The sequence below is a fragment of the Mesorhizobium sp. USDA 4775 genome (assembly GCF_054062655.1).
Genome location: NZ_JBSSFM010000001.1, coordinates 3,075,820 through 3,102,019, shown reverse-complemented (window position 1 = coordinate 3,102,019; position 26,200 = coordinate 3,075,820). Strand labels below are relative to the sequence as shown.

The 26,200-nt window shown below is 63.4% G+C and carries 27 protein-coding genes; 23 read left to right on the top strand and 4 right to left on the bottom strand.

The features are described 5' to 3' along the window. Positions 1 to 21 precede the first annotated feature (21 nt). From rpsF to ACVILI_RS14725, 17 genes are all read left to right on the top strand, one after another. Positions 22 to 522, top strand: a complete 501-nt coding sequence (rpsF, locus tag ACVILI_RS14805; protein WP_010915168.1) for a 30S ribosomal protein S6 — start codon at positions 22 to 24, stop codon at positions 520 to 522. After that, positions 522 to 770: a 30S ribosomal protein S18 gene (rpsR, locus tag ACVILI_RS14800; protein WP_006203718.1), complete on the top strand. Its 249-nt coding sequence runs from the start codon at positions 522 to 524 to the stop codon at positions 768 to 770. Before rpsF ends, rpsR begins: the two co-directional genes overlap by 1 nt. A gap of 217 nt (positions 771 to 987) precedes the next feature. Beyond that, the gene (gene rplI, locus ACVILI_RS14795; RefSeq protein ID WP_010915167.1) at positions 988 to 1,572 is read left to right on the top strand and encodes a 50S ribosomal protein L9; all 585 of its coding nucleotides are present in this window, start codon (positions 988 to 990) and stop codon (positions 1,570 to 1,572) included. 175 nt (positions 1,573 to 1,747) lie between these two features. Then, positions 1,748 to 3,040, top strand: coding sequence for an SAM-dependent methyltransferase (locus ACVILI_RS14790; RefSeq protein ID WP_038645716.1), 1,293 nt, complete (start codon positions 1,748 to 1,750; stop codon positions 3,038 to 3,040). An 80-nt stretch (positions 3,041 to 3,120) separates the two neighbouring features. Beyond that, a complete protein-coding gene (locus ACVILI_RS14785; RefSeq protein ID WP_038645713.1) occupies positions 3,121 to 3,444 on the top strand; it encodes a YnfA family protein in 324 nt (107 codons plus the stop codon). Between the two features lies 1 nt (position 3,445). Next, positions 3,446 to 4,417 (top strand): small ribosomal subunit Rsm22 family protein, encoded by a 972-nt coding sequence (locus ACVILI_RS14780; RefSeq protein WP_038645711.1) that lies wholly within the window; start codon positions 3,446 to 3,448, stop codon positions 4,415 to 4,417. A 142-nt stretch (positions 4,418 to 4,559) separates the two neighbouring features. Further along, positions 4,560 to 5,273 carry a DUF1428 domain-containing protein gene (locus ACVILI_RS14775; protein WP_038645708.1) on the top strand — a complete coding sequence of 238 codons (714 nt, stop codon included), beginning with the start codon at positions 4,560 to 4,562 and terminating at the stop codon, positions 5,271 to 5,273. A 28-nt stretch (positions 5,274 to 5,301) separates the two neighbouring features. Further along, positions 5,302 to 5,667 (top strand): YciI family protein, encoded by a 366-nt coding sequence (locus tag ACVILI_RS14770; protein ID WP_027046676.1) that lies wholly within the window; start codon positions 5,302 to 5,304, stop codon positions 5,665 to 5,667. After that, complete coding sequence (locus ACVILI_RS14765) at positions 5,664 to 6,917, top strand: RNA polymerase sigma factor (RefSeq protein ID WP_038645706.1); 1,254 nt, start codon at positions 5,664 to 5,666, stop codon at positions 6,915 to 6,917. Before ACVILI_RS14770 ends, ACVILI_RS14765 begins: the two co-directional genes overlap by 4 nt. Before the next feature lie 199 nt (positions 6,918 to 7,116). Continuing rightward, complete coding sequence (locus ACVILI_RS14760) at positions 7,117 to 8,607, top strand: replicative DNA helicase (RefSeq protein ID WP_019857258.1); 1,491 nt, start codon at positions 7,117 to 7,119, stop codon at positions 8,605 to 8,607. A gap of 47 nt (positions 8,608 to 8,654) precedes the next feature. Then, complete coding sequence (locus ACVILI_RS14755) at positions 8,655 to 9,170, top strand: hypothetical protein (protein WP_457102473.1); 516 nt, start codon at positions 8,655 to 8,657, stop codon at positions 9,168 to 9,170. Positions 9,171 to 9,231: 61 nt separating this feature from the next. Continuing rightward, positions 9,232 to 10,635 (top strand): DNA repair protein RadA, encoded by a 1,404-nt coding sequence (gene radA, locus ACVILI_RS14750; protein WP_019857257.1) that lies wholly within the window; start codon positions 9,232 to 9,234, stop codon positions 10,633 to 10,635. 47 nt (positions 10,636 to 10,682) lie between these two features. Then, positions 10,683 to 11,351 (top strand): CvpA family protein, encoded by a 669-nt coding sequence (locus ACVILI_RS14745; protein WP_019857256.1) that lies wholly within the window; start codon positions 10,683 to 10,685, stop codon positions 11,349 to 11,351. 103 nt (positions 11,352 to 11,454) lie between these two features. Continuing rightward, complete coding sequence (purF, locus tag ACVILI_RS14740; protein ID WP_019857255.1) at positions 11,455 to 12,924, top strand: amidophosphoribosyltransferase; 1,470 nt, start codon at positions 11,455 to 11,457, stop codon at positions 12,922 to 12,924. Between the two features lie 24 nt (positions 12,925 to 12,948). After that, positions 12,949 to 13,689, top strand: coding sequence for an SDR family NAD(P)-dependent oxidoreductase (locus tag ACVILI_RS14735; protein WP_038645702.1), 741 nt, complete (start codon positions 12,949 to 12,951; stop codon positions 13,687 to 13,689). A gap of 118 nt (positions 13,690 to 13,807) precedes the next feature. Next, entirely contained in the window at positions 13,808 to 14,449 is a 642-nt protein-coding gene (locus ACVILI_RS14730) for a hypothetical protein (RefSeq protein ID WP_019857253.1), read from the top strand. A gap of 172 nt (positions 14,450 to 14,621) precedes the next feature. Next, on the top strand, positions 14,622 to 14,840 hold the full coding sequence (locus tag ACVILI_RS14725) for a hypothetical protein (protein ID WP_038645700.1): 219 nt from the start codon (positions 14,622 to 14,624) through the stop codon (positions 14,838 to 14,840). A 50-nt stretch (positions 14,841 to 14,890) separates the two neighbouring features. Here the strand turns inward: ACVILI_RS14725 and ACVILI_RS14720 are convergent, their stop codons facing one another. Beyond that, positions 14,891 to 15,397: an OsmC family protein gene (locus tag ACVILI_RS14720; protein ID WP_027046675.1), complete on the bottom strand. Its 507-nt coding sequence runs from the start codon at positions 15,395 to 15,397 to the stop codon at positions 14,891 to 14,893. Between the two features lie 147 nt (positions 15,398 to 15,544). Here ACVILI_RS14720 and ACVILI_RS14715 point away from each other — a divergent pair, with 147 nt between their 5' ends. The 3 genes from ACVILI_RS14715 (at position 15,545) to ACVILI_RS14705 (ending at position 19,471) form a co-directional block, all read left to right on the top strand. Then, a complete protein-coding gene (locus ACVILI_RS14715) occupies positions 15,545 to 17,416 on the top strand; it encodes a WG repeat-containing protein (RefSeq protein WP_081296147.1) in 1,872 nt (623 codons plus the stop codon). Positions 17,417 to 17,626: 210 nt separating this feature from the next. Further along, on the top strand, positions 17,627 to 18,514 hold the full coding sequence (locus ACVILI_RS14710; RefSeq protein ID WP_038645699.1) for a DMT family transporter: 888 nt from the start codon (positions 17,627 to 17,629) through the stop codon (positions 18,512 to 18,514). Between the two features lie 60 nt (positions 18,515 to 18,574). Then, the gene (locus ACVILI_RS14705) at positions 18,575 to 19,471 is read left to right on the top strand and encodes a DMT family transporter (protein WP_038645697.1); all 897 of its coding nucleotides are present in this window, start codon (positions 18,575 to 18,577) and stop codon (positions 19,469 to 19,471) included. Between the two features lie 229 nt (positions 19,472 to 19,700). Here ACVILI_RS14705 and ACVILI_RS14700 read toward each other — a convergent pair whose 3' ends face one another. Next, positions 19,701 to 20,564 carry a LysR substrate-binding domain-containing protein gene (locus tag ACVILI_RS14700; protein WP_038645696.1) on the bottom strand — a complete coding sequence of 288 codons (864 nt, stop codon included), beginning with the start codon at positions 20,562 to 20,564 and terminating at the stop codon, positions 19,701 to 19,703. A gap of 114 nt (positions 20,565 to 20,678) precedes the next feature. Between ACVILI_RS14700 and ACVILI_RS14695 the strand changes: the two genes are divergently transcribed. Beyond that, on the top strand, positions 20,679 to 21,086 hold the full coding sequence (locus ACVILI_RS14695) for a tautomerase family protein (RefSeq protein ID WP_038645694.1): 408 nt from the start codon (positions 20,679 to 20,681) through the stop codon (positions 21,084 to 21,086). Between the two features lie 138 nt (positions 21,087 to 21,224). Further along, on the top strand, positions 21,225 to 23,447 hold the full coding sequence (locus ACVILI_RS14690; RefSeq protein ID WP_240564695.1) for an AMP-binding protein: 2,223 nt from the start codon (positions 21,225 to 21,227) through the stop codon (positions 23,445 to 23,447). 27 nt (positions 23,448 to 23,474) lie between these two features. Here ACVILI_RS14690 and ACVILI_RS14685 read toward each other — a convergent pair whose 3' ends face one another. Further along, positions 23,475 to 24,293, bottom strand: a complete 819-nt coding sequence (locus ACVILI_RS14685; RefSeq protein ID WP_019857246.1) for a CDP-alcohol phosphatidyltransferase family protein — start codon at positions 24,291 to 24,293, stop codon at positions 23,475 to 23,477. Positions 24,294 to 24,296: 3 nt separating this feature from the next. Next, on the bottom strand, positions 24,297 to 24,995 hold the full coding sequence (locus ACVILI_RS14680) for a phosphatidylserine decarboxylase (RefSeq protein ID WP_038645692.1): 699 nt from the start codon (positions 24,993 to 24,995) through the stop codon (positions 24,297 to 24,299). A gap of 330 nt (positions 24,996 to 25,325) precedes the next feature. On the opposite strand from ACVILI_RS14680, the gene ACVILI_RS14675 reads away from it, so the two are divergent. Beyond that, positions 25,326 to 26,189 carry an SMP-30/gluconolactonase/LRE family protein gene (locus tag ACVILI_RS14675; RefSeq protein WP_240564694.1) on the top strand — a complete coding sequence of 288 codons (864 nt, stop codon included), beginning with the start codon at positions 25,326 to 25,328 and terminating at the stop codon, positions 26,187 to 26,189. Positions 26,190 to 26,200 lie beyond the last annotated feature (11 nt).

Sequence of the window (26,200 nt, the reverse complement as noted above, 5' to 3'; positions counted from 1 at the left end):
GAAGAAAGGCACGAAGACATAATGGCTCTTTACGAACATGTGTTTCTTGCCCGGCAGGACCTCTCGCAGCAGCAGGTCGATGCGCTTGTCGAACAGTACAAGGGCGTCATCTCCGCGAATGGCGGGTCCGTCGGCCGGGTCGAGAACTGGGGACTGAAGTCCCTCACCTACCGGGTCAACAAGAACCGGAAGGCCTACTACACGCTCATGGACCTCAACTGCCCGCCGGCAGCGCTCAACGAAATGGAGCGCCAGATGGGCCTGTCCGAGGACGTCCTGCGTTTCCTGACCATCAAGGTCGAGGCGCATGAGGAAGGTCCGTCGGCCATGATGCAGAAGCGCGAAGAGCGCTCCGAGCGCGGCAGCTTCGGCGACCGCGACCGTGGCGATCGTGGCCCGCGTTCGTTCGGCGACCGTGATCGCGGCGACCGTGGCGATCGTCCGCCGCGTTCGTTCGGCGACGCCGGTGGCGATCGTGGCCCGCGCCGTCCGCGCGAAGGCTTTGAAGGGGGTGCAGAATAATGGTCGACATCAACCAGATCCCGACCCGGCGCCCGTTCCATCGTCGCCGCAAGACCTGCCCGTTCTCCGGCGCCAACGCGCCCAAGATCGACTACAAGGACGTGCGTCTGCTGCAGCGCTACATTTCCGAGCGCGGCAAGATCGTGCCGTCGCGCATCACCGCCGTCAGCCAGAAGAAGCAGCGTGAACTCGCCAAGGCGATCAAGCGCGCCCGCTTCCTCGGCCTGCTGCCCTACGTGGTCCGCTAATTCTCCCGAACGGGCGGTTCGCCGCCCGTTCCTCTCACCGGCCATGACGGGCATGACCGGTTCAGCCATCAAATCCCGAGTTGAGGTCAAGGCCTCTAACTGCCGCGACAGGCAGGACAGCGACACCGGCGCTCAAGGCGCTCAAGCTTCCTGACCTGTTCCCAGAGAATTCGGCGCCTGCCTTCATGGACGGACGCCAACCAAAAGGAACAAAACCATGGAAGTCATTCTTCTCGAACGCGTTTCCCGCCTCGGCCAGATGGGCGATACCGTCAAGGTCAAGGACGGCTTTGCCCGTAATTTCCTGCTGCCGCAAGGCAAGGCGCTGCGCGCCAACGAAGCCAACAAGAAGAAGTTCGAGGGCCAGCGCGCCCAGCTCGAGGCCCGCAATCTCGAGCGCAAGTCGGAAGCCAGCCAGGTCGCCGAAAAGCTCGACGGCAAGAGCTTCATCGCCGTGCGCTCCGCCGGTGAAACCGGCCAGCTCTACGGTTCGGTGTCGACGCGCGACATCGCCGAGCTGCTGACGGCGGAAGGTTTTTCGGTCAACCGCAACCAGATCCTGCTCAACCAGCCGATCAAGACCATCGGTCTCACCAATGTGGCGATCGCGCTGCATCCGGAAGTCGAAGTCACCGTCACGCTCAACATCGCCCGCACGGCCGACGAAGCCGAGCGCCAGGCCAAGGGCGAGACGCTGACCACCGCCGAAGCCATCTATGGCGACGACATCAACGACAATGCGCGGCCGGAAAACTTCTTCGATCCGAATGCCGAATTCGACGGCGGCGAAGACAACGCCTGATCGCGTACGGCAAGCGAGGGAGCAGCGCTCCGATCACTTTGTCTTAATCCAGCCGTTCTGGACCAATGCCCGGGCCTCTCGCCCGGGCATTTTTGTGCCAAAAGGAACTTTCCGAACCCCCATATATTGTTGCAGAATTAAGGCAGCCAGTCTGACCGTGAGGGGACATTTGGTTATGAACATTCTGCTGAAGCGCGTTCTCGACCGCCTGGTGCGCACGGGCAATCTCAAGGTAACCGGGCCAAAAGGCTTGACAGTCATCTTCGGCGACGGCACCGGCGAGCCGGTGCACATGCACATCAAGACCCGGCATGCCGAACGCGCCATCACCTTCGATCCGATGCTGGCGGTGCCTGAATCCTACATGGACGGCGAGCTCGACATTCTCGAAGGCGGCGTGCTCGGACTGATGCGCATCGCCTTCCAGAACATGGGCAGCGGCGGCATCGACGCGACCTGGTCGAAGGCCATCGAAGGCCTGCGCCACGCCTTCCGCCGCCTGCAGCAGATCAACACTGCCTCGCGCTCGCGCCGCAACGTGCAGCGTCACTACGATCTGTCGGGCGATCTCTACCGGCTCTTCCTCGACGAGGACATGCAGTATTCCTGCGCCTATTTCGAACAGCCAGATATGACGCTGGACGAAGCGCAGGCCGCCAAGAAGCGCCATATCGCCGCCAAGCTCAGGCTGAAGGCCGGCCAGACCGTGCTCGACATCGGCTCCGGCTGGGGCGGGCTCGGCCTCTATCTGGCCAAGGCGTTCGACGTCGACGTCCAGGGCGTGACGCTGTCGACCGAACAGCATGGCGTGGCCACCGATCGGGCGCATGCGCAAGGCCTGGAAAGCCACGTCCATTTCGAGCTGAAGGATTATCGCGAACTCAACGAACGCTTCGACCGCATCGTTTCGGTCGGCATGTTCGAACATGTCGGCGTCAACCACTTCCGCACCTTCTTCGACAAGGCGTCGACGCTGCTGAAGCCCGATGGCGTCATGCTGCTGCACACGATCGGCCGCTCCGGCGTGCCGTGGGCAACCAGCGCCTTCATCCGCAAGTATATTTTCCCGGGCGGCTACATACCCGCCATGTCGGAAGTGCTGCCGGCGATCGAGAAGTCCGGCCTCGTGGTTACCGACGTGGAGATTCTGCGGCTGCACTATGCCGACACGCTGAAGCACTGGGGCCAGCGCTTCGCCGCCAACCGCGACAAAGCCAAGGCCATCTACGACGAACGCTTCTGCCGCATGTGGGAATTCTATCTGGCCGCTTCGGAAGCCGCCTTCCGCTGGCAGGACCTGGTCATCTTCCAGTTCCAGATCGCCAAGAAGAACGACACGCTGCCGATGACCCGCGACTACATGGCCAAATGCGAAAAGGCCTTGGAGATGCGTGACTTGGGCCGCCGCGAGGCGGCTCCCGTCGAGAAGCCAGTCAAGCCCGCCCGCCGCCGCAAGGTGGCGGAGTAGACACGCCGTTCGCCATTGGCGCTTGCCATTCCCGGCCCATGCCCTGAAAAAGGCGTCGTGATCGTCGCGAGGCCTTTTTCATGACTTATCTCCTCTATGCCGCTGCGGCGCTCGCCGAGATCGCCGGCTGTTTTTCGGTATGGGCCTGGTGGCGGCTGGAAAGATCGCCCTTGTGGCTGGCTCCAGGCTTCGTCTCGCTGCTTTTGTTCGCCTGGCTTCTGGCGCTAGTCGACACCAATGCGGCGGGCCGCGCCTATGCCGCTTATGGCGGCATCTACATCGCCGCCTCGCTGGCTTGGCTGTGGCTGGTGGAAGGCGTGCGGCCCGACCGCTGGGATCTTGCTGGCGCCGCACTGTGCATAGCCGGCGCGTCGCTCATCGTGCTCGCTCCGCGAGGAGCATAGCGTGGAACTGCCGGCCCCTCTTCGACAAGCCGTCGATCGCATCCTGGAAAAAATCCCGCTGCCTGAGCTGAAGCAAGCGGCGAAAACCCTGTCGGACCGCTACCGCGCTGAACTGCGCGACGGCCGCCTGCACATGGCGCAGGACATGGCGGTCAAAGCCTATCTGGCGACGCGGCTGCCGGCGACCTATGCCGCGGTCCGCGCCAGTCTCGACGCACTGAACGCGACCCGGCCGGACTTCGAGCCGAAAACCCTGCTCGATGTCGGCGCCGGTCCTGGTACGGTGCTTTGGGCCACCAACGATCTCTGGCCCGATCTCGAACAGGCTGTGCTGTTGGAAGCGAGTGCCGCGGTGCGCAAGGTCGGCGAGACGCTTGCCGCCGATGCCATCACAACCCGAACCATCTGGCGTGCCGGCGACGTCACGATAGACCTTGCCGATCTTCGGCCGGCGGACCTCGTCACTTGCGCCTATGTGCTGGACGAGATCGTGCCGGCATCGTTGCCCAAAATGGTCGACCGGCTGTGGCAGCTGACGACAGACACGCTGCTGATCGTCGAACCGGGCACGCCGGCGGGCTGGCAGCGCATCCTGGCGGTGCGCGCGCAGTTGATCGCCGCCGGGGCGCATCTGCTGGCGCCTTGTCCGCACGAGGCGCCCTGCCCGCTTACCCCACCCGACTGGTGCCACTTTTCCCGTCGCGTCGCCCGCTCGCGCCTGCACCGGCTGGCCAAGGACGCCGATGTTCCGTGGGAAGACGAGAAATTCATCTTTGTCGCCGCGTCGCGCCAGCCGGCCGCCTCGCACGCCGCGCGGGTCATCGCACCGCCGAAATCCGGTTCGGGCAAGGTTCTGCTCAAGCTTTGCCAGGAAGACGGCACGGCCACGGAGCAACTGTTCACCAAGCGTGACGGCGCCGACTTCAAGCTGGCCCGGCGGCTCAACTGGGGCGACAGACTGGTGTCCGAATAGAGCGCCACGGCACTCAGACAGCGCCGCCCAAGAAAAATTTCGCAGCCATGTCGAATCCGGGCTGGGCCGTTCGACCATTGGCGTTCTCGGAGCTTCCGGGAAGCCAAAGCGTCAAGCAGCATCAGCCAACAGGAGAAAGACAGTGAACTATATCGCAGGATTTGTCGCCGCCGTGCCCGCCGCCAGCAAGGAAGCCTATCGCAGGCATGTCACCGAGGCGGCATCGGTGCTGAAGGAATTCGGCACGACCCGGATGGTTGAAGCCTGGGGTGACGACGTGCGCGGCGGCAAGACCACCGACTTCAGGCGCGCCGTGAAGGCAACGCCGGACGAGGTCGTCATCTTTTCGTGGCACGAATATCCCGACAAGGCAGCGGCGGACGCCGCCTACCACACGATGATGAGCGATCCGCGTCTGGCGAAGATCGTCGCAACGATGCCCTTCGACGGCCAGCGCATGATGATAGGCGGCTTCGCATCGATCATCGACGAAGGCGCTTCCGGCAAGCCCGGGTATATTGATGGCTCTCTGGTGCCAGTTCCCATCGCCAATAAGGCCGCCTACCTTGCCGTGGCGTCAAAGCATGCCGCCGTGATCGGGGAATTCGGCGCCACCCGCATCGTCGAAGCCTGGGGCGACGACATCTCCGACGGCGAGGTCACCGACTACAGGACAGCGGTGAAGGCGACGGACGGGGAAGCCATCGTCTATTCCTGGGTGGAATGGCCGTCGAAGCAGGTTCGTGACGAAGGCTGGAAGAAGGTGATTGCCGATCCGCGCATGTATGCCGACATCATGCCCTACGACAACCATCGAAGGGTCCATGGCGGCTTCGCGCCGATCCTCGACGCCTGACATCGCAAATCAAGACCAGGAAACCATCATGCGCTATGCCTGTCTCATCTACTACCATCCTCAGACACTCTTCGGCGGAAGTCCGCAGGCCAATGCGGCGCTTGCCGAGTGCGCTGGATACGACGAGGTGCTCAAGGCCAGCGGCCATTTCGTCGCCGCCGAGGCCCTGGTGCTGCCAGAAGAAGCGATGACCTTGCAGGTCCGCGACGGCAAGATGTCGGCGGTCGACGGCCCGTTCATGGAGACCAAGGAAATGCTGGGCGGGATCATCGTCATCGAGGCCCGCGACCTCAACGAGGCCGTGCGAGTGGCAAGCGGACATCCTTTGGCCACGATCGGCCACATTGAAGTCCGTCCGGTCGTCGACTTCAGCCAGCCCCGGCCGGTGCTGTGAGCGTCGCCGGCACGCATGCCTGCCTGGAGACGGTGTATCGCACCGAGGCGCGGCGCGTGCTGGCGACCTTGATCCGCCTGCTCGGCGGGTTCGACGCGGCGGAGGAGGCCCTACATGAGGCCTTTGCCGCCGCCGCCGAGCAATGGCCGCGCCAAGGCCTGCCGGCCAATCCCTATTCCTGGCTGGTCTCAGCCGGCCGCTTCAGAACCATCGATCGCTGGCGCCGGGAAGCGCGGCTGGCCGGCACTTTGCCGGAACTGTTGGCCTTGAGCGAACAGACAGCGGAACCGATCACGCCTGAAGACATAGCGGACGATGAACTGCGGCTTATCTTCGTCTGCTGCCATCCGGCGCTGGCGCCGGACGCACGCATTGCCTTGACCCTGCGCGAGGTGGGCGGCTTGACCACCGAAGAGATCGCCCGTGCTTATCTGACGCCGGCGCCGACCGTCGCCCAGCGTATCGTTCGGGCCAAGGCAAGGATCCGCGACGAGGCCATCCCCTACGAAGTCCCCGACCGCAACCAGTTGCCGGCGCGCCTCGAAAGTGCGTTGCAGGTGATCTACCTGATCTTCAACGAGGGTTACGCGGCAACCCAGGGACCAAGCCTGACGCGGGCCGATCTGTGCGCCGAGGCGATCCGCCTCGGCCGGCTGGTGGTGGATTTGCTCGACCAGCCCGAAGCACATGGGCTGCTGGCGTTGATGTTGCTGCATGAGGCAAGGCGTGCGACGCGGGTCGGTGCGAATGGCGACCTCGTCCTGCTCGAAGATCAGGACCGGTCGCTATGGGACCGCGGGCTGATCGGCGAAGCCAACGGCCTCATTGGGCGGGCGCTCGCTTCGCGACAGGTTGGACCCTACATCCTCCAGGCGGCCATTGCCTCCATCCACGCGGAAGCGGCGAGGACGGCGGACACCGACTGGACCCAGATCGTTGCACTTTATGATGTGCTGGGGCGCGTCGCCGCCTCCCCGGTGGTGACGCTGAACCGTGCCGCCGCCCTTGGCATGCGCGACGGGCCACAAGCCGGTCTAACGGCGATCGAAGACGTGATGGCACAAGGCAGCCTCGATGGCTACCATCTGGCACACGCGGCGCGGGCCGATATGTTGCGCAGGTTAGGCCTAGCCGAAGCTGCACGCGCCTCCTACCAGCGGGCGCTGGACCTGACCCGCCAGCCGGCAGAACGACGTTTCCTAGAGACTCGTCTCGATCAACTCGCCGAACATCGCACCCTGCGCGACTAGACTCGTCCGACCTTGTTGCAGTGTATTTTCCTGTTTTGTTCCTGATGCAGATTCGCTACGGTCGGCCGCCTGATTCGAGTCAATCGGGATTCTTTCCACCGATTTTTTTGTGCTGTGAACAAGCAGGAGAGGACGACGAATCTTCACCCGCCCTTAACGTGGTCTGCTACGGCAAGGTGGGATTGAAATCGGGGATGTCATGGCAGAGGCAGCGCGGAAATTCGGCGTGGCGGAGCAACCGCTCTATCGCGAGGCACCGAACAATATCGAGGCCGAGCAGGCGCTGCTCGGCGCGATCCTCGTCAACAACGATGCCTTCTACCGCGTCTCCGACTTCCTGAAGCCAGGCCACTTCTACGAACCCCTGCATCGCAGGATCTTCGAGATCGCCGCCGAGCTCATCCGCATGGGCAAGGTGGCGACGCCGATCACCCTGAAGACCTTCCTGCCGGCCGACGAAAAGGTCGGCGACATGACGGTGGCGCAATATATCGTGCGCCTGGCGGTCGAAGCCGTCACCGTCGTCAACGCCACCGACTACGGCCGCGCCATCTATGATTTGGCGACGCGCCGCGCGCTGATCACGGTCGGCGAGGACATGGTCAACATCGCCTATGACGCGCCGGTCGACATGTCGCCCTCCGAGCAGATCGAGGACGCCGAGCGCCGCCTGTTCGAACTGGCCGAAACCGGCCGCTACGATGGCGGCTTCGAGAGCTTCACCGACGCGGTCAAGACGGCCGTCGACATGGCCAACGCGGCCTATATGCGCGACGGCCATCTGTCGGGTCTTGCCACCGGCATGCGCGATCTCGACCGCCGCATGGGCGGCCTGCAATCGTCCGATTTGATCGTGCTCGCCGGACGCCCGGGCATGGGCAAGACGTCGCTCGCCACCAACATCGCCTTCAACATCGCCGAGGCCTATGTGCCGGCGCAGCAGGCCGACGGATCGTTCAAGGCGGCCAATGGCGGCGTGGTTGGCTTCTTCTCGCTCGAAATGTCGTCGGAGCAGCTGGCGACCCGTATCATTTCCGAGCAGACGGAAATCTCGTCGTCGAAAATCCGCCGCGGCGAAATCAGCGAAATGGATTTCGAAAAGCTGGTCGCCTGTTCGCAGACCATGCAGAAGATCCCGCTTTTCATCGACCAGACCGGTGGTATTTCCATTGCCCAGCTGTCCGCCCGCGCGCGTCGCCTGAAGCGGCAGCGCGGCCTCGACCTGATCGTCATCGACTATATCCAGCTGATGCAGGGTTCATCCGCCAGGGCCTCGCAGAACCGCGTGCAGGAAATCACCGAGATCACCACGGGCCTGAAGGCGCTGGCCAAGGAACTCGCCGTGCCGATCATCGCCCTGTCGCAGCTGTCGCGTCAGGTCGAAAGCCGTGAGGACAAACGTCCACAGCTCTCCGACTTGCGTGAATCCGGCTCGATCGAGCAGGACGCCGATGTCGTGATGTTCGTCTATCGCGAGGAGTATTACCTCAAGAACCGCGAGCCGAAGCTTGGCACCGAGGAATACGTCAAGTGGGAAAACGAGATGAACGAGATGCGCGGCAAGGCCGAGGTGATCGTCGCCAAGCAGCGCCACGGCCCGACAGGCTCGGTAACGCTCGCCTTCCACGGCGAATTCACCCGCTTCTCCGATCTGGCGGAAGAGCATCATATTGCGGAGAGGTTTGAATAGCTTGGTCGCGGAGCAACCGATTGGACTTTAGCGATATTTATCAGAGAATGAAGTTTGAAGCGTACGAAATCTCCGAGGACGAACGCACTCAACTGGCTAATTATTTGAAATCTGCCCAGTCAATTTCTAGCCCGAAATCGCACGCCGGTTTGCTGGTGTTTTGCTATTCGAGCGAACCGACGTCCGAGAACATCGAATTGGTGCGGAAATTCCTTGCCAAAAATGTCGACGACTACACAAGAAGCGCGGCAGTGACTGGTCTCTATCGAATATGGAAGCTTGGAAGGGCCGCCGACATCGATGATCTTCTGAGCTTTTTGGCTCTTTCGCTGCAAGAATCCCGGCACGATACGTCCGTGTCTGCGATCGGATGTTCATTCCTTCTGATGCAACGGCTCAAGGAACGCCGCCTTTCGACCGCACTTATGAAATTACTTGAGACGCTCCACGAGGAAGTCAGACGAGAGAACAACTTCGCCGTCAATTATTCACCTATGCGTGTTGGTCGGCATATGACAATTGGGCCCAAAGCAACGGTCAGCGCCGCATCCATTTCGATATGATCGAAGAGGCGTTGCCGATCTATTGGGATCGCCAGAAATATCTTTTGGAATCGATAAACTGATGGCCAAATCGCGCGTCCAGTTCATCTGCCAGAATTGCGGATCGGTGCATCAGCGCTGGGCCGGCAAATGCGATGCCTGCGGCGAATGGAACACGCTGGTCGAGGAAGGCACCTCCGGTGGCATCGGCTCGGGGCCTGCCAATACGCGCAACGCCCGCAAGGGCCGAGCGGTGGTGCTGACCACGCTTTCGGGCGACATCGAGGACGCGCCGCGCATCATCTCGGGCATCGGCGAGCTCGACCGCGCCACCGGCGGCGGCTTCGTGCGCGGCTCCGCACTTCTGGTCGGCGGCGATCCCGGCATCGGCAAGTCGACGCTGCTCACCCAGGCTGCCGCCGCGCTGGCGTCGCGAGGCCACCGCATCGTCTATGTCTCGGGCGAAGAAGCCGTCGCGCAGATCAGGCTGAGGGCGCAGCGGCTCGGCGTCGCCGACACACCGGTCGAGCTGGCGGCGGAGACCAATGTCGAGGACATTCTTGCCACGATCGCCGACGGCAAGCGGCCGGATCTGGTCATTCTCGATTCCATCCAGACGCTGTGGACCGACCTTGCCGATTCGGCGCCGGGTACGGTCACCCAGGTGCGCGCCTCCGCCCAGGCGATGATCCGCTATGCGAAATCCACGGGTGCCGCGATCGTGCTGGTCGGCCATGTCACCAAGGAAGGCCAGATCGCCGGCCCGCGCGTGGTCGAGCACATGGTCGACGGCGTGCTCTATTTCGAGGGCGAAGGCGGCCACCATTACCGCATCCTGCGCACGGTGAAGAACCGCTTCGGACCGACCGACGAAATCGGCGTCTTCGAAATGTCGGACAAGGGTTTGCGCGAAGTCTCCAACCCGTCGGAGCTGTTTCTCGGCGAGCGGCATGCCAAGTCTCCGGGTGCCGCCGTTTTCGCCGGTATGGAAGGCACGAGGCCGGTTCTGGTCGAGATCCAGGCGCTGGTAGCGCAATCCTCGCTCGGCACGCCGCGCCGGGCAGTGGTCGGCTGGGACGGCGCTCGACTGTCGATGGTGCTGGCGGTGCTGGAGGCGCATTGCGGCGTTCGCTTCGGCCAGCACGACGTCTATCTCAACGTCGCCGGCGGCTATCGCATCAGCGAGCCGGCGGCCGATCTCGCGGTCGCCGCCGCACTGGTTTCCTCGCTCACTGGTCTTGCCCTTCCCGCCGATTGCGTCTATTTCGGCGAAATCAGCCTGTCGGGTGCTGTGAGGCCGGTCGCGCATGCGCAGCAGCGCCTCAAGGAAGCCGAAAAGCTGGGTTTTGGTAGCGCGGTTCTGCCCTTGGGCAGCGAGGAACTTGCCGGAGGGATCGGGGCCGGTGCTTTCCAGCCCACCGAGCTTGCCGACCTCGTGGCACGCATAGCCGGCTCACGTCGAAGCCGCGTGGACGACGAAGAATGACGCGGCTCGCCGAGCCGTGAAAAAGAGATCGGAGTGGGGCGAAAGACATGCCGATTACGCTGCTTGACGGAATCCTGGTCGGCTTCACCCTGGTCTCGGCGATGCTCGCCATGGTTCGCGGCTTTTCGCGCGAGGTCCTGTCGGTCGTCTCATGGGCGGCAGCGGCGGCGGCGGCTTTCTTCTTCTACAAGCCCGTCCTGCCCTATCTGAAGCCCTACATCGAGAATGAGAAGATCGCCATGGCGGCCTCCGCCGGCGTCGTCTTCGTCGTCGCGCTGATTGTCGTCTCCGTCATCACCATGAAGCTGGCCGACTGGATCATCGATTCGCGCATCGGCGCACTCGACCGCACGCTCGGTTTCCTCTATGGCGCCGCGCGCGGCATCCTCGTCGTCGCGGTGGCGCTTTTGTTCTTCAACTGGCTGGCCGGCGCCAAGGCCCCGGCCTGGGTGACCGACGCCAAATCACGGCCATTGCTGGAATCGATCGGCGCCAAGATCGAGAACCTGCTGCCCGCCGACACCGAAAACGCAATCCTCAAGAAGCTCAGCCCGAAAGCGGGTGGCGAGACTCCGGCCGCCCCGGATGCGCCAGCGGCGGATGTGCCGGCAACAGGTGACGATGCAAATGCGCCGGCCCCGGACGACAATGACGCTGGCCCCGCGGACAACACAGCCAAGCCAGCACCGGCCGCACCAGCAGCACCGGCAAACTGACACCCGAAAGGGCGCCCGAGCAGACGATGGTGTGAACGACTTTACGGCGCGCGTTGCTTTCGACGCGAACCCGCATTATATGGCGATTTTAGCGGAGCTTAAGATGGCAGACGCAGACGACGTGCTTTCCGCCGAGGCCGACGACCATTTCCACGACGAATGCGGTGTCTTCGGCATTTTCGGCCGGCAGGACGCAGCGGCAATCGTCACACTCGGCCTGCATGCGCTGCAGCATCGGGGCCAGGAAGCGGCAGGCATCGTTTCCTATGACGGCAGCCAGTTCCATGTCGAACGCCATGTCGGCCTGATCGGCGACACTTTCACCAAGCAGCGCGTCATTGACAGCCTGCAAGGCAACCGCGCCATCGGCCATACGCGCTACGCCACGACAGGCGGCGCCGGCATGCGCAACATCCAGCCCTTCTTCGCCGAGTTGGCCGATGGCGGCTTCGCCGTCGCCCACAATGGTAATTTGACCAACGCCATGACGGTGCAGCGCGCGCTGCAGAAGCAGGGCGCGATCTTCTCCTCGACCTCCGACACCGAGACGCTTCTGCATCTGGTTGCGACCAGCAAGGAACGCGACCTCAACTCGCGCTTCATCGACGCCGTGCGGCAGGTTGAAGGTGCCTTCTCGCTGGTGGCGATGACGGCCAAGAAGATGATCGGCTGCCGCGATCCGCTCGGCATCCGCCCGCTGGTGCTGGGCGACCTCGACGGTGCCTGGATCCTCGCTTCCGAGACCTGCGCGCTCGATATCATCGGTGCGCGTTTCGTGCGCGACCTGAAGCCCGGCGAGATGGTCGTCGTCACCTCCAAGGGCATTGAAAGCCTGTTCCCGTTCGAGCCGCAGAAAACGCGCTTCTGCATCTTCGAATATGTTTATTTCGCCCGGCCGGATTCTTCGGTCGAGGGCCGCAACGTCTACGAGGTGCGCAAGCGCATCGGCGCAGAGCTGGCACAGGAAAACCCCGTCGAGGCCGACATCGTCGTGCCGGTGCCGGATTCGGGCACGCCCGCTGCGATCGGCTTCAGCCAGGCGGCCGGCATTCCCTTCGAGCTCGGCATCATCCGCAACCACTATGTCGGCCGTACCTTCATCCAGCCCGGCGATTCGATCCGCCACATGGGCGTCAAGCTGAAGCACAACGCCAACCGCCGTATGATCGAGGGCAAGCGTGTCGTGCTGGTCGACGATTCGATCGTGCGCGGCACCACCAGCCAGAAGATCGTGCAGATGGTGCGCGATGCCGGCGCCCGGGAAGTGCATATGCGCATTGCTTCGCCGCCGACCAGCGCCTCCTGCTTCTACGGCGTCGACACACCGGAGAAATCGAAGCTCCTGGCTTCGCGCATGTCGGTGGAAGAGATGGCCGAATTCATCCGTGTCGATTCGCTGGGCTTCCTCTCCATCAACGGCCTCTACCGCGCGGTCGGCGAGGCCAGCCGCAACGATGAGCAACCGCAGTTCTGCGACGCCTGCTTCACCGGCCAGTATCCGACCCGCCTGCTCGACTTCGAAGGCCACGACAATGTGCGCACGCTGTCGCTGCTGGCGAACAGTGGGGCGTAGGCCAGACCTTACGGAAATTCTCGCATGACCCTCGACCTTACCGGCCGCGTCGCGGTCGTCACCGGCGCCTCGCGCGGCATCGGCTATTTCATCGCCAAGGAATTAGCCGCCGCCGGGGCTCATGTCATCGCGGTCGCGCGCACGGTCGGCGGGCTGGAGGAACTCGACGACCAGATCAAGGCGGCCGGCGGCCAGGCGACGCTGGTGCCGCTCGATCTCGTCGACATGGCCGGCATCGACCGGCTGGGCGGCGCCATCCATGAACGCTGGGGCAAGCTCGACATCCTCGTTGCCAATGCCGGTGTGCTCGGCGTCATCTCGCCGATCGGCCATGTCGAGGCCAAGACCTTCGAAAAGGTGATGACCATCAACGTCACCTCGACCTGGCGGCTGATCCGCTCGGTCGACCCGCTGCTCAGGCTTTCGGATGCCGGCCGGGCCATCATCCTGTCGTCCAACGCGGCGCATTCGGCACGCGCTTTCTGGGCACCTTACGCGGCTTCGAAGGCGGCGGTCGAGACCATGATGCGCTCCTGGGCGCATGAGACGCAAAGCCTGCCGCTGCGCGTCAATGCCGCCGACCCAGGCGCCACCCGCACCGCCATGCGGGCCCAGGCCGTGCCAGGCGAGGATCCGGAGACGCTGCCGCACCCTTCCGAGATCGCCAAGCGTATCGTGCCGTTGGCCAGCCCGGAGCTGAAAGAGACCGGGTTGATCTTCCAGGCCAAGCACAATCGCTTCGTCGCCTACAGGCAGCCCGAATAAATTCGCGCCCTGGTTTTTGACGGCTCCCGGAACCGCATTTGGGTAGCCTATGCCAGGGATTAAAAGAGCCTCCGGCTACGTTCTTCGAACGTAGGACATTCGAAACAGGAGGATCGATATGCGCAGACTTCTCTTCGTTGCCGCCACCGCCTTTGCAGCCGCTCTCGGCGCGACATCAGGTGTGGCCGTCTCGCAAGATGCCAAGATGAGTTTCTTCGTCACCAGTGTCGGCTCCGGCAAGGGCGCCGATCTCGGCGGCCTGAAGGGAGCCGACGCGCATTGCGCTTCGCTGGCCGAAGCAGCCGGCGTCACCGGCAAGAGCTGGCATGCCTATCTCTCAACAAGCGCCGAGGATGCCCGCGACCGCATCGGCAAAGGCCCTTGGTTCAACGCCAAGGGTGAGAAAATCGCCGACGATGTCGCCTCGCTGCACGGCGACGCCAACGGCATCACCAAGCAGACGGCGCTGAATGAAAAGGGCGAAGTAGTGAATGGCCGCGGCGACACACCGAACCGGCATGACATGCTGACAGGGTCGAAACCCGACGGCACCAGGATTGCCGACCAGACCTGCGGCGACTGGACGATGAGCGGCGCCGAAGGGGCGGCAATGATGGGTCATCATGACCGCACCGGGCTCGACGATTCGGCGGCGGCAAAATCGTGGAATTCCTCGCATGCCTCACGCGGCGGCTGCAGCCAGGAAGCCCTGAAGGGCACCGGTGGCGACGGGTTGTTTTACTGCTTTGCAACCAACTGAGCAGCGTAGGTCGCAAACCCTACTCAGAGACCCGCCACATCATCACGCGGCTGTGATCTGAGGGGGAAAAGCTGCGCGGCGGTCATGCTTTCGTCATTTCCCCGGAGTTGTTAGGATCGTAGCGACTCCCACAACAGCGAGAGCCCAAACTGGGCAGAACAAGGAAACTCCCATGGCTACGACCGCAGCATTGGTCTGGTATCTGGTAATCGCCGGTCCACAGGGCGGCATGGTGGTGCTGCCCAGCACCTTCGACAAGCGCGAACAGTGCACCGCAGCCATCACCGAATATCAGAAGCAGCCGACCCCCGCTGGCTGGGCCGTGCAGTGCGTGCCGAGCGCCTCGCCCTTCACCGATGAGGGCGATGCCGAGGAACCGGCCGCGCAGTAAGCATCCGTCGCAACAAGGCCCGCAGCCGTTGGCTGCGGGCCTTGTTGTTTTCAGTGCCGGGCACTCACCGTCAATTCCGGCTTCTGGCTGATGGTCTGGAACACCACGCAATAGCGTTCGGTCAGCTTCAGCAGTGAATCAATGCGCTCCTGCGGTTCATCCGTGCCGAGAGCGAAATTGAGCCGGATGGCACGAAAACCGACCGGTGCATCCTTGGCGACACCAAGGGTGCCGCGAAAATCGAGATCGCCTTCGGCTTCCACCGTTGCGGCGCCGAGCTTGAACTCGAGCGCCGTCGCCACTGCCTTCAACGTCACCCCGGCGCAAGCCACGAGTGCTTCCAAGAGCATGTCGCCGGAGCAGAGCTCGAGGCCTGAGCCGCCGGTTGCCGGATGCAGACCAGCGACAGCGATCGCCCTGCCCGTCTCCACCTTGCAGGCCACCGACTGGTCGTCGATAGAGCCCTTCGCTCTCAGCGTGATCAGCGCCTGCGAGGCATCCTCGCGATAGGCCTGCTTCAGCGGCGCCTGCATCGCCTTAAGTTCGGTGGCGTCCATTTCGTTGCCTCTTTCGTCTGTTTGCTTAGCGTCGTGATCGAGACAGTTCCGGCAGATCTGCAGAATAGGATTTCTGCCACAACCCGAAGCTATGGTTGTCGCGTTCGGTCGGTTTGAGGGAGCTCGGCATTGGTTGGGAAATGTCTGATGCACGCGCTGGCGATGGGGTTTGGCGCCCTGGTGGTCTTTGCCCCGACCGACCAAGCGGCCTCATTCGTCCTCATGTCCTGTTCACCCGGCCAGTTTGCAGGAAAGCCGGCAGAGCCAAATGGCTTGACGGTCGCCTGTGGTGGCAGTTTCAACCTGTGCGGCTACGTTGACCAGTCAAAAAATCAGGTCATCCCATGGCGGTTCGAAGTCGCACTGCCTTTTTCCGACGGATTCGCCGGCGTCAGAATCAACGGAAAGTTTGGCTTCATCGACCGTGCGGGCAAGCTCGTGGTTCCCGCCAAATTCGACGTGGTTGCGGGCTTCACAAAAGGCCTTGCCGAGGTCGTGCTTGATGGCAAGGCGGGCGTCATAGATCGCTCGGGCAACTTCGTCGTCGAACCCAACTATGCGCGCGCGATGCCGTTCGGAGAAGATACGGTTCTTGTCAGCGAAGGTGCCTGGCAGGCGGCTGGTTTCAATGGCTGCGAAAGCCTGAGGGACGCTAAACGGACTTTGCAGCTCGACTTTGTCAAAAACCCCTCGCCGCAATATCGCCTCTGGCACGTTCGGACCCGATCCCTGAGTTCGGAAATCTACAGACTTCGATACTTCGACGACCCGGACCATCTGTTGCTTTGGGCCAGCACCGAAGACAACAATTTGGGCGAGTTCGGGCTCCTGCGATCGGATGGAACCTGGCAAATCACTCCCCGATATGAGGACGTGTCCCCACTCACCGATGGGTTCGCCACCGTGTGCAATATAAAGCCGACCCCGTCCGATCCGTCGAAGCGGAAGGTATGCGGCGCGGTAGACTCCAAAGGAGATCTCGTCGTGCCGATCAAGTTCGATGGCACCTTCTATTGGCGAAATGGCCTCAAGCTGGTTCGAAACGATGACAAAAAGGGAATCGTCGACATAAGCGGCCAACTCCTTGGCAGCCGTTATTTCGACGACGCCAGATTGGCTGAGAAAGGCGATGTCAGTATAGTTCGCATCGGCGATCAATGGGTTGGGCTCGACCGGCGCGGCCAGATTGTCGCGAACCCGGAAGACGGAGAAATCCTTTCCCAATGCCCTTCCGGCATCAAGGTGGAAAAACGGTCAGGCAAGTTTCGCTTCGTCGATGCGAATGGCAAGCCCACCGAATCCTATCTGTTTGAGCAGGCTTTTCTCAAGCTGGACTGCGACCGGCCAACCCCGGTTACCCTCAACGGCCAGTGGGGATTTGTCGACACAGGCGGCCATTTGCTGATGTCGAAGCCAAGCTTTGACAACGTCTACAATTTTCAGGACGGATATGCCGCTGTCGAGGAAGGTGGAAAGTGGGGCGTGATCGATGCCAAGGGCAGATACTCGGCAGCTCCGCAGTTTGACAATCTCCGGCCCGATGATGATGGCGTTTTCGTAATTGACGTCGATGGTCGGAAGTCATGGGTCAATGCTCAGGGACAGCAGGTACCCGAACCGACCCGCAAGAAGGATCGAGCAGCGGTACTTGCCTGCGGCGAGGATGGCGGTCACTTCTTCAGCACCGACACCACCGGCCAAACATTGTGGGGACTTGCCGCAGCCGACGGGACCGTTTTCGTTCCGCCAAAATATCGGGCGCTGCGGTGCTACGCGAACGGTCTTGCCTGGGTCGCTGACGACATGCGTCGGATGTGGTGCCAGATCGATACCCAAGGCGTCATCCGCAATCCGGCTGAATGCAGCCCAAATTTCAACGGCAGAATCATCTTTGACGCCAGTTTTGAGAAATTTTCCGATGATCGATACGAGAGCAGCGTGCTTTGGGAGCGCGCGCTTCTCGACTATGGCCGCGGGGTTCGCAAGGCACCGCCCAAGATTGTTGGCTCAGGGTTTTAAGTGACTTGTCAGCCGCTGCTGCAAGACCATGGCGGATGCGTCAGGCCGGCTCGCACTCATAAGGACGGTCGCGGTGGCCCCTGCGCCAATGCAAGCTCAGGGCTGGCGTAGCGCGGTGTCGGCTTTCACCCGTATAGCTGGGAGCCGAGGCATGATTTCGCAGAGTCCTCGAGCCATCCCTGTCGCTTCCCGCACCTTTGGTCCGCGCCTATGGCCGATGTCGCCATTCTCGAAACACGCGAAAGGGTTCTCGCTGGCATCCTGCTGACCGGTGCCGCCTATCTCTTGTTTTCGACGCAGGACGCCTCGATCAAGCTGCTGGTCACGGGAATGACGGTCTGGCAGATCATGTTCTACCGCAGCATCACCATTCTTGGCGCCTGCGCGGCAATTGGCGGGCGGCAGCTGTTTGCCGACACGGTGCGCTCGCCGATCGTGCGGCCCATGCTGGTGCGCAGCGCCTTCACCCTTGCCGCCTGGCTCTGTTACTATAACGCCGCGCGCAGCCTGCAGCTCGCCGAGCTGACCACCGTCTACTACGCAGCGCCGATCATCGTCACCGTGTTTTCGGTGTTCCTGCTCGGCGAAAAGGTGCCGATGTTGCGCTGGCTGGCGGTTTTGATCGGTTTTGCCGGCGTCTTCGTCGCTTGCGACCCGACCCATCTCGGCCTGTCCGTGCCGGTGCTGCTGGTGCTTGCGGCCGCCCTCTTGTGGGCCATTGCCATCGTGCTCCTGCGCAAGACAGCGCTTGCCGAACGCTCGATGATCCAGCTTCTCCTCAATAACTTCTATTTCCTGCTGTTTTCGGCGGTGCCGGCGCTGTTGTGGTGGCATACGCCTGGTCTGGCCCAGTTGCTGCTTCTTGCCAGCGTCGGCGCGCTTGGCGGCCTGGCGCAATACCTCCTCTTCGAAGGCATGAAGCGTACGCCGACATCGATCCTCGCGCCTCTCGAATACAGCTCGCTGTTGTGGGCGTTCGCGCTCGGCTTCGCGATCTGGGGCGACGTGCCGCGCCGCGAAGTGTTCCTGGGTGCCGCCCTGATCATCGCCGCCGGGCTGCTGATTGTCGGCGGCGAGCATTTCCGCAAGCGGCTGTGATGCGGATGGCGCTCACTGCTGACCCTACGATGTCAGCACCGGACGGGGTAGGTTGCCGGCATGACTGACGTCGCAGCCGCCACAACCGAAACCACCGAACGCACGCTTGGCATCATATTGGTGTCGTCATCGGCGGCGGTGTTCGGCCTGACCGGTGTCTTGACCAAGTCGATCCATGCCGATCCGCTGACCATCACCTGTTGGCGCGGCTTTGTCGGCTCGATCCTGATCAGCCTCTATGTGCTGTGGCGCCGCCATCGCTCGGGCAACCGCGGCACGCTGCGGCTTGGCTGGCGGGGCTGGCTGCTGGCGGTGGAAGGCGCGCTGGCGAGCATCGCCTTCATCTCGGCGTTCAAATTCACCTACGTCGCCAATGTCGCGGTCATCTACGCCACGTCGCCCTTCATTGCCGCCCTGCTGGCCTGGGTGCTGGTGCGCGAGCCTTTCCGCCTGCAGACGATGCTCGCGGCGGCCGTGTCGCTGTGCGGCGTAGGCATCATGGTCTGGTCGGGCTTCGGCACCGGCCATCTGTTCGGCGACGGGCTGGCGCTGCTGATGACGGCCGGCAGCGCGCTCTACATGATCATGGTGCGCGCCTTCCGCGACACGCCGGTGGTGTGGGCCGGCGCGGTTTCAGCCTTCCTGCTGTTCATTCTCGGCTGGTTCATCACCGATCCCCTGGCGGTGTCGGCAAGGGATGCCGTTCTGCTCGTCACCTTCGGCGCGTCCTTCGCATTGTCGTCGATCCTGTGGACGGAAGGGGCGCGGCTTATCCCGGCGCCTGAATCCGGCCTGCTCGGCTCGGCGGAAGTGCCGTTCGCGATCCTGTTTGCCTTCCTTTTCCTGGCCGAGATACCGCCTGTCGCCAGCATGGTCGGCGGCGCCATTGTGCTCTGCGCGGTGCTCGCCCATGCCGGCCGCGACTGGCTGGCAGCCCGCTCGAAGCAGGCAGCGTGAAATATTTCTTAATAAAGTGACGCGGTCACGGAACCATCATCGGACTCAGACATTATTGGTGTGACGGGCCACCCCCCGAGTCCCCCCAAACCCCTCGGCCCGTCCTACTCCCAAGCCGACCGCAAGGTCGGCTTTTTCTTTCTAAATAGGCCCGACCGCAAGGTCGGCTTTTTCTTTGCCAAGGAGCCCGACCGCAGGTCGGGGTTTCTTGCGATAGGCTGGCGCCAAATCAGCCGGGCGGCTGGGACAGGGCCAGGTTGCCGCTGAGCAGCGCCGCCAGATCGCCCGCGGAAGCATCGGCACCGGCACGCAGCCGGATCGCGAATTCGGCCATCGGAACCGGCGGCAGGCCCAACTCGCGCGGCGCTTCGACAATGCCGAAATGGGCAAAGCGCGGGGTTCGCAAGGTCAGCGCAACGCCGGCATTCACCGCGGTGCGCAGTCCGGCCAGGCTGGCGCTGCCGGCGGCGATGCGGTAGCGGCGGCCGGCAGCATCGAGCGCCGCCAGTGCGGCCTCGCGGAACCCGCAATAGGGATCGAGCAGCGCCAGTGGCAATTCTTCCTGCCGCGAGGCCAGCCCTTTCCCTGAACACAGCCACATCATCGGCTCACGCAGGACGCCGACCTCGTCCGGCGCGGCCGCCTGGCGCATGACAATCGCCAGATCGAGGCTGCCGGCCTGCAGTGCCTGCGCCAGTTCGGCGGAGCGGCCAACCCGCAATTCGATCCTGACGCGCGGATGGCTGGTGGCGAAGGCACGCAAAAGCTCCGGCAGGCCGCTGTCGGCGAAATCCTGTGTCGTGCCGATGGCGACACGCCCTGCAGCCCGCGCGCCCTTCAGCGCCAGCCACGCCTCACGGTGCGCGGCAAGAATGCGCCTGGCGTGGCCGACGAGGTCCTCGCCGGCCGGCGTCAGGCCGCGCCCCCTGCCTTGCGGCGCCAGAAGCGGCTCGCCGACGATCTCCTCCAGCCGCTGCATCTGGGCGGTCACGGCCGAAGGCGAACGGCCAACGCTGATGGCCGCCCGCGCCAGCGAACCGCTGTCGACAAAAGCGAGGAAGGTTTTGAGCAGATCCGGATCGAGCGCTTCCATAGTTCGATAATATCGAATCTTTATTTCAAAACAATTCGATTTTTTTGACTAAATGACAGTGACATAATCTCTCCAACGGCGGTCAGATGCCGCCAGAAACCAAGGAGATGAAAAATGCCCATCATCAATGTCAGCGTCACCGGCAAGCCAGATGCCGCTTTGTCCGCCAGTATCGCCAGGGAAATAACCGAGATCACCGCCACGCAATTGCGCAAGGATCCGACGATCACCGCCGTTGCCGTATCCTATATCGATCCGCAGCACTGGTTCGCCGGCGGCAAATCCTTGGCCGAGCATGGCACCAACACGTTCTGGCTGGATATCAAGGTGGTCGACGGCACCAACACCAAACTCGAGCTGGAAGCCTATCTCAAGGCTCTCTTCGATGCCTTCGGTCGCCTGCTGGGCGGCGTGCACGAGGAAAGCTATGCCTTCGTGCATGAAGTGCCGGCAGCCGCCTATGGCTATGGCGGCAAGACGCAGGAGTTCCGCTTCATCAGCGGGCGGTTGAAGGCGGCGTAGGGGTCGTTCCTTCTCCCTCCGGAGGGAGAAGGAACACCGTCTCTTCCCACATTGACCTAGCGCCCACTTGCGCTAGGCTCTGCGCCGACGCGGCCGCGTAAGAGCCGCGATGACAAAGATCGTTGGGAGAGAAGCGGCATGATCCTGACACTGGCGCTGCTTGCGGGTCTCGTTCTGGCCTGGCTGCTGATCGGCGTGGTGGAAAAATTCCGCCTCGGCCTGCGTTTCAGCCAGGCGATGCTCTACGTGCCTTTCAAGCTCGCCTACCGGATCAGCGACAACCGCATCAGGATCGCGCGCAAGGCGCAGGCTCCTGTCATCTACGTCATCTCGCACCAGTCGCGCTTCGAACCGGCGTTGATGCTGTCGCTGCTGCCGGATGACACGCTGCACATTCTGGACGAGGTCTCGGCGCGCTCGCCGTGGCTAGAACCCTGGCGTGAGGTTGGCCGCACGATCGCCTTCAATGCCGAACATCTTTTCGTCAGCCGCCGGCTGGTGCGTGTGCTGAAGGGCAAGGGCCGGCTCGCCGTCTATCTGCCGGATGCGGTCGAGCCTGACGTCAAGACGTTTCGGCTGTTTCGCGCCGTCACTCGCATTGCCATGCAGGCCGACGCCCGCATCGTGCCGATCTTTGTCGCCGGTGCACGGAGCCTGCCGGTTTCCCTGACTCCGGCGGCCAAGGCCCCGCGGCACTGGTTTCCGCAGCTCGCGATGAGCGTGCTGGAGCCGATGACCATCGCCGAACTGGTGGCGCGCAATCCGGACCAGGCCTCGAACACCAATGCGCTGTTCGACCGCGTCGCAGAGGCCCGGCTTTTCGGCAACGACCTCGACCGCGGCCTGTTCCTGGCCATGCGCGATGCCGCGGCCAGGGTCGGCGCCTCGCATCCGATCATCGAGGACGTCATCTCGGGCGCGCTGAGCTACCGCAAGATGTTCATCGGCGCCCGCGTGCTGGGCAGGCGCTTCGAGGCGGTGACGGCGCCAGGCGAGGCGGTGGGAATAATGCTGCCCAACGCCAATGGCGTCGTGCTGTCATTCGTCGGTCTTCTCTCGGCGGGCCGGGTGGCGGCGATGATCAACTACACCGCCGGGCCGGCGAGCGTCACCGCCGCCGTGCGCACGGCCGTCATCCGCACCGTCATCTCCTCGCGCGCCTTCGTCGAGAAGGCCGATCTTGCCGATATCGTCGCCGCGGTCGAGAAGGGCGGCGCCAGGCTGCTGTGGCTGGAAGATGTTCGGGCCAGCGTCACCGCGCTGGACAAGCTTGCCGCCGCCTTGCTGTGGCGCTTGCCGCTGCAGAGGCAGGATGCGGCCAAGCCGGGCGTCATCCTGTTCACCTCGGGCTCGGAAGGTACGCCGAAGGCGGTTGTCCTGTCGCAGAAGAACCTTCTCGCCAATGCCATGCAGGCCGAGGCGCGCATCACCATCTCGCCGGCCGATATTCTGCTCAACGTGCTGCCGGTGTTCCATTCCTTCGGCCTGACGGGCGGCACCATCCTGCCGCTGGTCACCGGCGTAAAACTGTTCCTCTACCCCTCGCCGCTCCACTACAAGATCATCCCCGAGATCGCCCGCAAGGTGAAGCCGACGATCATGTTCGGCACCGACACCTTCCTCGCCAACTATGCGCGCACCGCCAAGGATGGCGACTTCTCCAGCCTGCGCTTCGTCGTCGCCGGCGCCGAGGCGGTGAAGCCGGAAACCCGCCGCGTCTATCGCGAGCGCTTCCAGGCCGAGATCATCGAAGGTTTCGGGCTGACCGAGGCGGCACCCGTGGTCGCGGTCAACACCGCCATCCACGGCCGCGATGGTACAGTCGGCCGTCTGTTGCCGGCCATGCGCATGAAGCTGGAGCCGGTCGAGGGCATCCCGGATGCCGGCCAGTTGTGGCTCGACGGACCCAATCTGATGATGGGCTACATGACCTCGGACCGCCCCGGCGAGCTACAGCCGCTGAGCGGCTGGCATGACACCGGCGACATCGTCGCCGTCGACCGCGAAGGCTTCATCACCATTCGCGGCCGCGCCAAGCGCTTCGCCAAGATCGCCGGCGAGATGGTGTCACTGGGCGCGGTCGAGATGCTGGTGCAGTCGCTGTGGCCGGAAGAACGCCATGCGGCGGTGGCGGTGCCCGACAAGAGGCGCGGCGAGCGCATCGTGCTGGTCACCACCGCCGACGATGCCAATCCCGAAGAGCTGCGCCAGTTCGGCAAGAAAGCCGGGGCCGCCGAACTCATGGTGCCCAACGACATCGTCAAGGTGGAGGAAATCCCGGTGCTGGGCTCCGGCAAGACCGATTATGTCTCGACCAGAAAGCTGGCGATCGACAGGCTGGGGCGGGGCATTGCGGCCTGAGTCAGATCAAGGACTTCGGCGAACCTTCTAACCTATGTCCGAAGGCGGCACCTTCTCGCCTTCGAGCTTGGCGCGCTTGGAATAGGCGCGCACGGAAAACGGCAGGAAGATCAGATAACCCGCGACCGATGCGGTCAGCGTGTACCAGGGATAGGTCATCAGCAAGAGAATGTAGAGCACGACGGCCAGAATGACCGGCAGCACCCTGTCGCCCGGGATCTTGATGCTCTTGCCGGAATAGACCGGTAGCCGGCTGACCAGCAGGAAAGCGACCAGGACGGTGAAACCGGTGGCGACGAAGGCGACCGGCCGGCTTGGCTCCAGCCCGAGCCTCAGAAAAAACAGATAGAGCGGGAGCATCACCAGCACCGCGCCCGCCGGCGCCGGCACGCCGACGAAATATTCCGACTGCCACAGCGGACGCTCGGCCTTCTCGTCGTCGAGCACGTTGAAGCGGGCGAGCCTGAGCCCGCAGGCGATGGCGAACAGAAGGGCGGCGATCCACCCGGGCGAGCCGGCGCGGTCGAGCAGAAAGGCATAAAGCACCAAGGCCGGCGCGACTCCGAAATTGACGATGTCGGCGAGCGAATCCATCTGCGCGCCGAATTTGGAGGTCGCCTTCAGCATCCGCGCCAGGCGGCCGTCGATGCCATCGAGAAAGGCGGCCAGCAGCACCATCACAACCGCCGTCTCGAAGCGGTCCTCGAAGGCAAAGCGGATGCCGGACAGGCCGGCGCAGATGGCCAGAACGGTGACCAGATTGGGCAGCACCATGCGCATCGGGATCTCGCGGATGCGCGGACCGCCGCTGGCATGGGCCTCGAACTTCTTGAACGGCGCGCCCAAGGCTCAGGAAATCCTGACCAGCGGGGTGCCGGCGACGCCGCCGAATTCGGCGAGCACGGTTTCACCGCCGACGGCCGTCTGGCCAACGGCGACGCGTGGCGTCGCGGTCAAAGGCAGGAACACGTCGACACGCGAGCCGAAGCGGATCAGGCCGAAACGCTCGCCAGTGCCGATCGAGCCGCCGGCCTCGGCCCAGCAGACGATGCGGCGCGCCACCAGGCCGGCGATCTGGACGGCCGCCACCGTGCCGTTGGGGCTATCGATGACCAGGCCGTTGCGTTCGTTCTCGGTGCTGGCCTTGTCGAGTTCGGCGTTGAGGAATTTTCCCGGCCGATGCTCGATCTTGGCGATGCGGCCGCGCACGGGCGAGCGGTTCACATGGCAGGAAAAGACGTTCATGAACACCGAGATGCGGGTCATCTCGACATTGCCGAGGCCAAGCTCGCGCGGCGGCACGGCCGGCCCTACAGCCGAGATAATGCCATCGGCGGGGCTCACGACCAAGCGGTCATCGACCGGCGTGACGCGTTCGGGATCGCGGAAGAAATAGACGCACCAGGCGGTCAGGATCAGGCCGATCCAGAACAGGACCGAGGAGAAATAGCCAAGGAAAAGTGTGCCCGCGCCAAAGGCCGCGATGAAGGGATAGCCCTCGCGATGGATCGGTACGAACGCGTTCTTGACCGTATCGACAAGGCTCATCGGGCTGGGCCGGGCTCCGTTTCAGGTCGGGCCTCAATAGCTGAAAGCCCCCTTCGCCGCAACGCAACAATCGGCGACGCCGCATTCGTTGCGGCTGGCGGGCGTGACGATGGGCTACAGTACCTGCAAAATGCTGGCGGCGCGGTCAACACCCGCCGGCGCCGATACCGATGACAACGAACAAGCCACCGTGATGCGGTGCCAGCGCCCTATCGGCAACTTTTCCTAAACGAAATAACAAAGCGGCTGTCGGAAAGAAGCCCCCTCGCCCGTCCTTGGTGAGACATCCAAGGCTTTCAGCCATGATGACGCGCAACAAGGAGTTCCGTAATGCGGATACAATCGGTCACCCCGGCGCGTCTCGTTAGTGCTGGCCTCGCCTTCGGGGAATCGCCGCGCTGGCATGACGGACGCCTGTGGGTCTGCAACTGGGGCACCGGCGAGATCATAGCGATCGATGCCGACGGCAATCGCGAAATCATGCTCACTGTGCCGGCCGTCCTGCCCTATTCCATCGACTGGCTGCCGGATGGGCGGCTGCTGGTCGTCTCAGGCCGGGAAGGCTTGCTGCTGCGACAGGAGGTCGATGGCAGGCTCGTCACCCATGCCGATCTGCGCGGCCTGTCGAAAAGCCCGTGGAACGAGATCGTCGTCGATGGGCGCGGCAACATCTATGTCAATGGCGGCGGGCCGGCGCCGGCTGCCGGTGAGTATTTCGGCCCGGGCACCATCGTGCTGATCATGCCGGACGGCGCGGTCCGGCAAGTGGCTGACAACATCGCCTTTGCCAACGGCATGGCGGTGACGCCGGACAACAAGACGCTGATCCTTGCCGAATCCCATGGCAACCGGCTGACCGCCTTCGATATCGCCGCCGACGGCAGCCTGTCCAACCGGCGCGTGTGGGCCGACCTCGACGGCTATCCCGACGGCATCTGCCTCGATGCCGAAGGCGCGGTCTGGTACGCGGATGTTCCCAACAAGCGCTGCGTACGGGTGCGCGAAGGCGGCGAGGTGCTGCAGATCGTCACCGTCGATCGCGGCTGCTTTGCCTGCATGCTGGGCGGCGCGGACAGGAGGACGCTGTTCATCGTCGCCGCCGAGTGGCGCGGCTTCGAGCACATGGTCAGCGACGCCCGCACCGGCCAGGTGCTGAGCGTTGAAGCGCCGGCACCCGGTATTGGCTGGCCGTAAGCCTAGAGCAG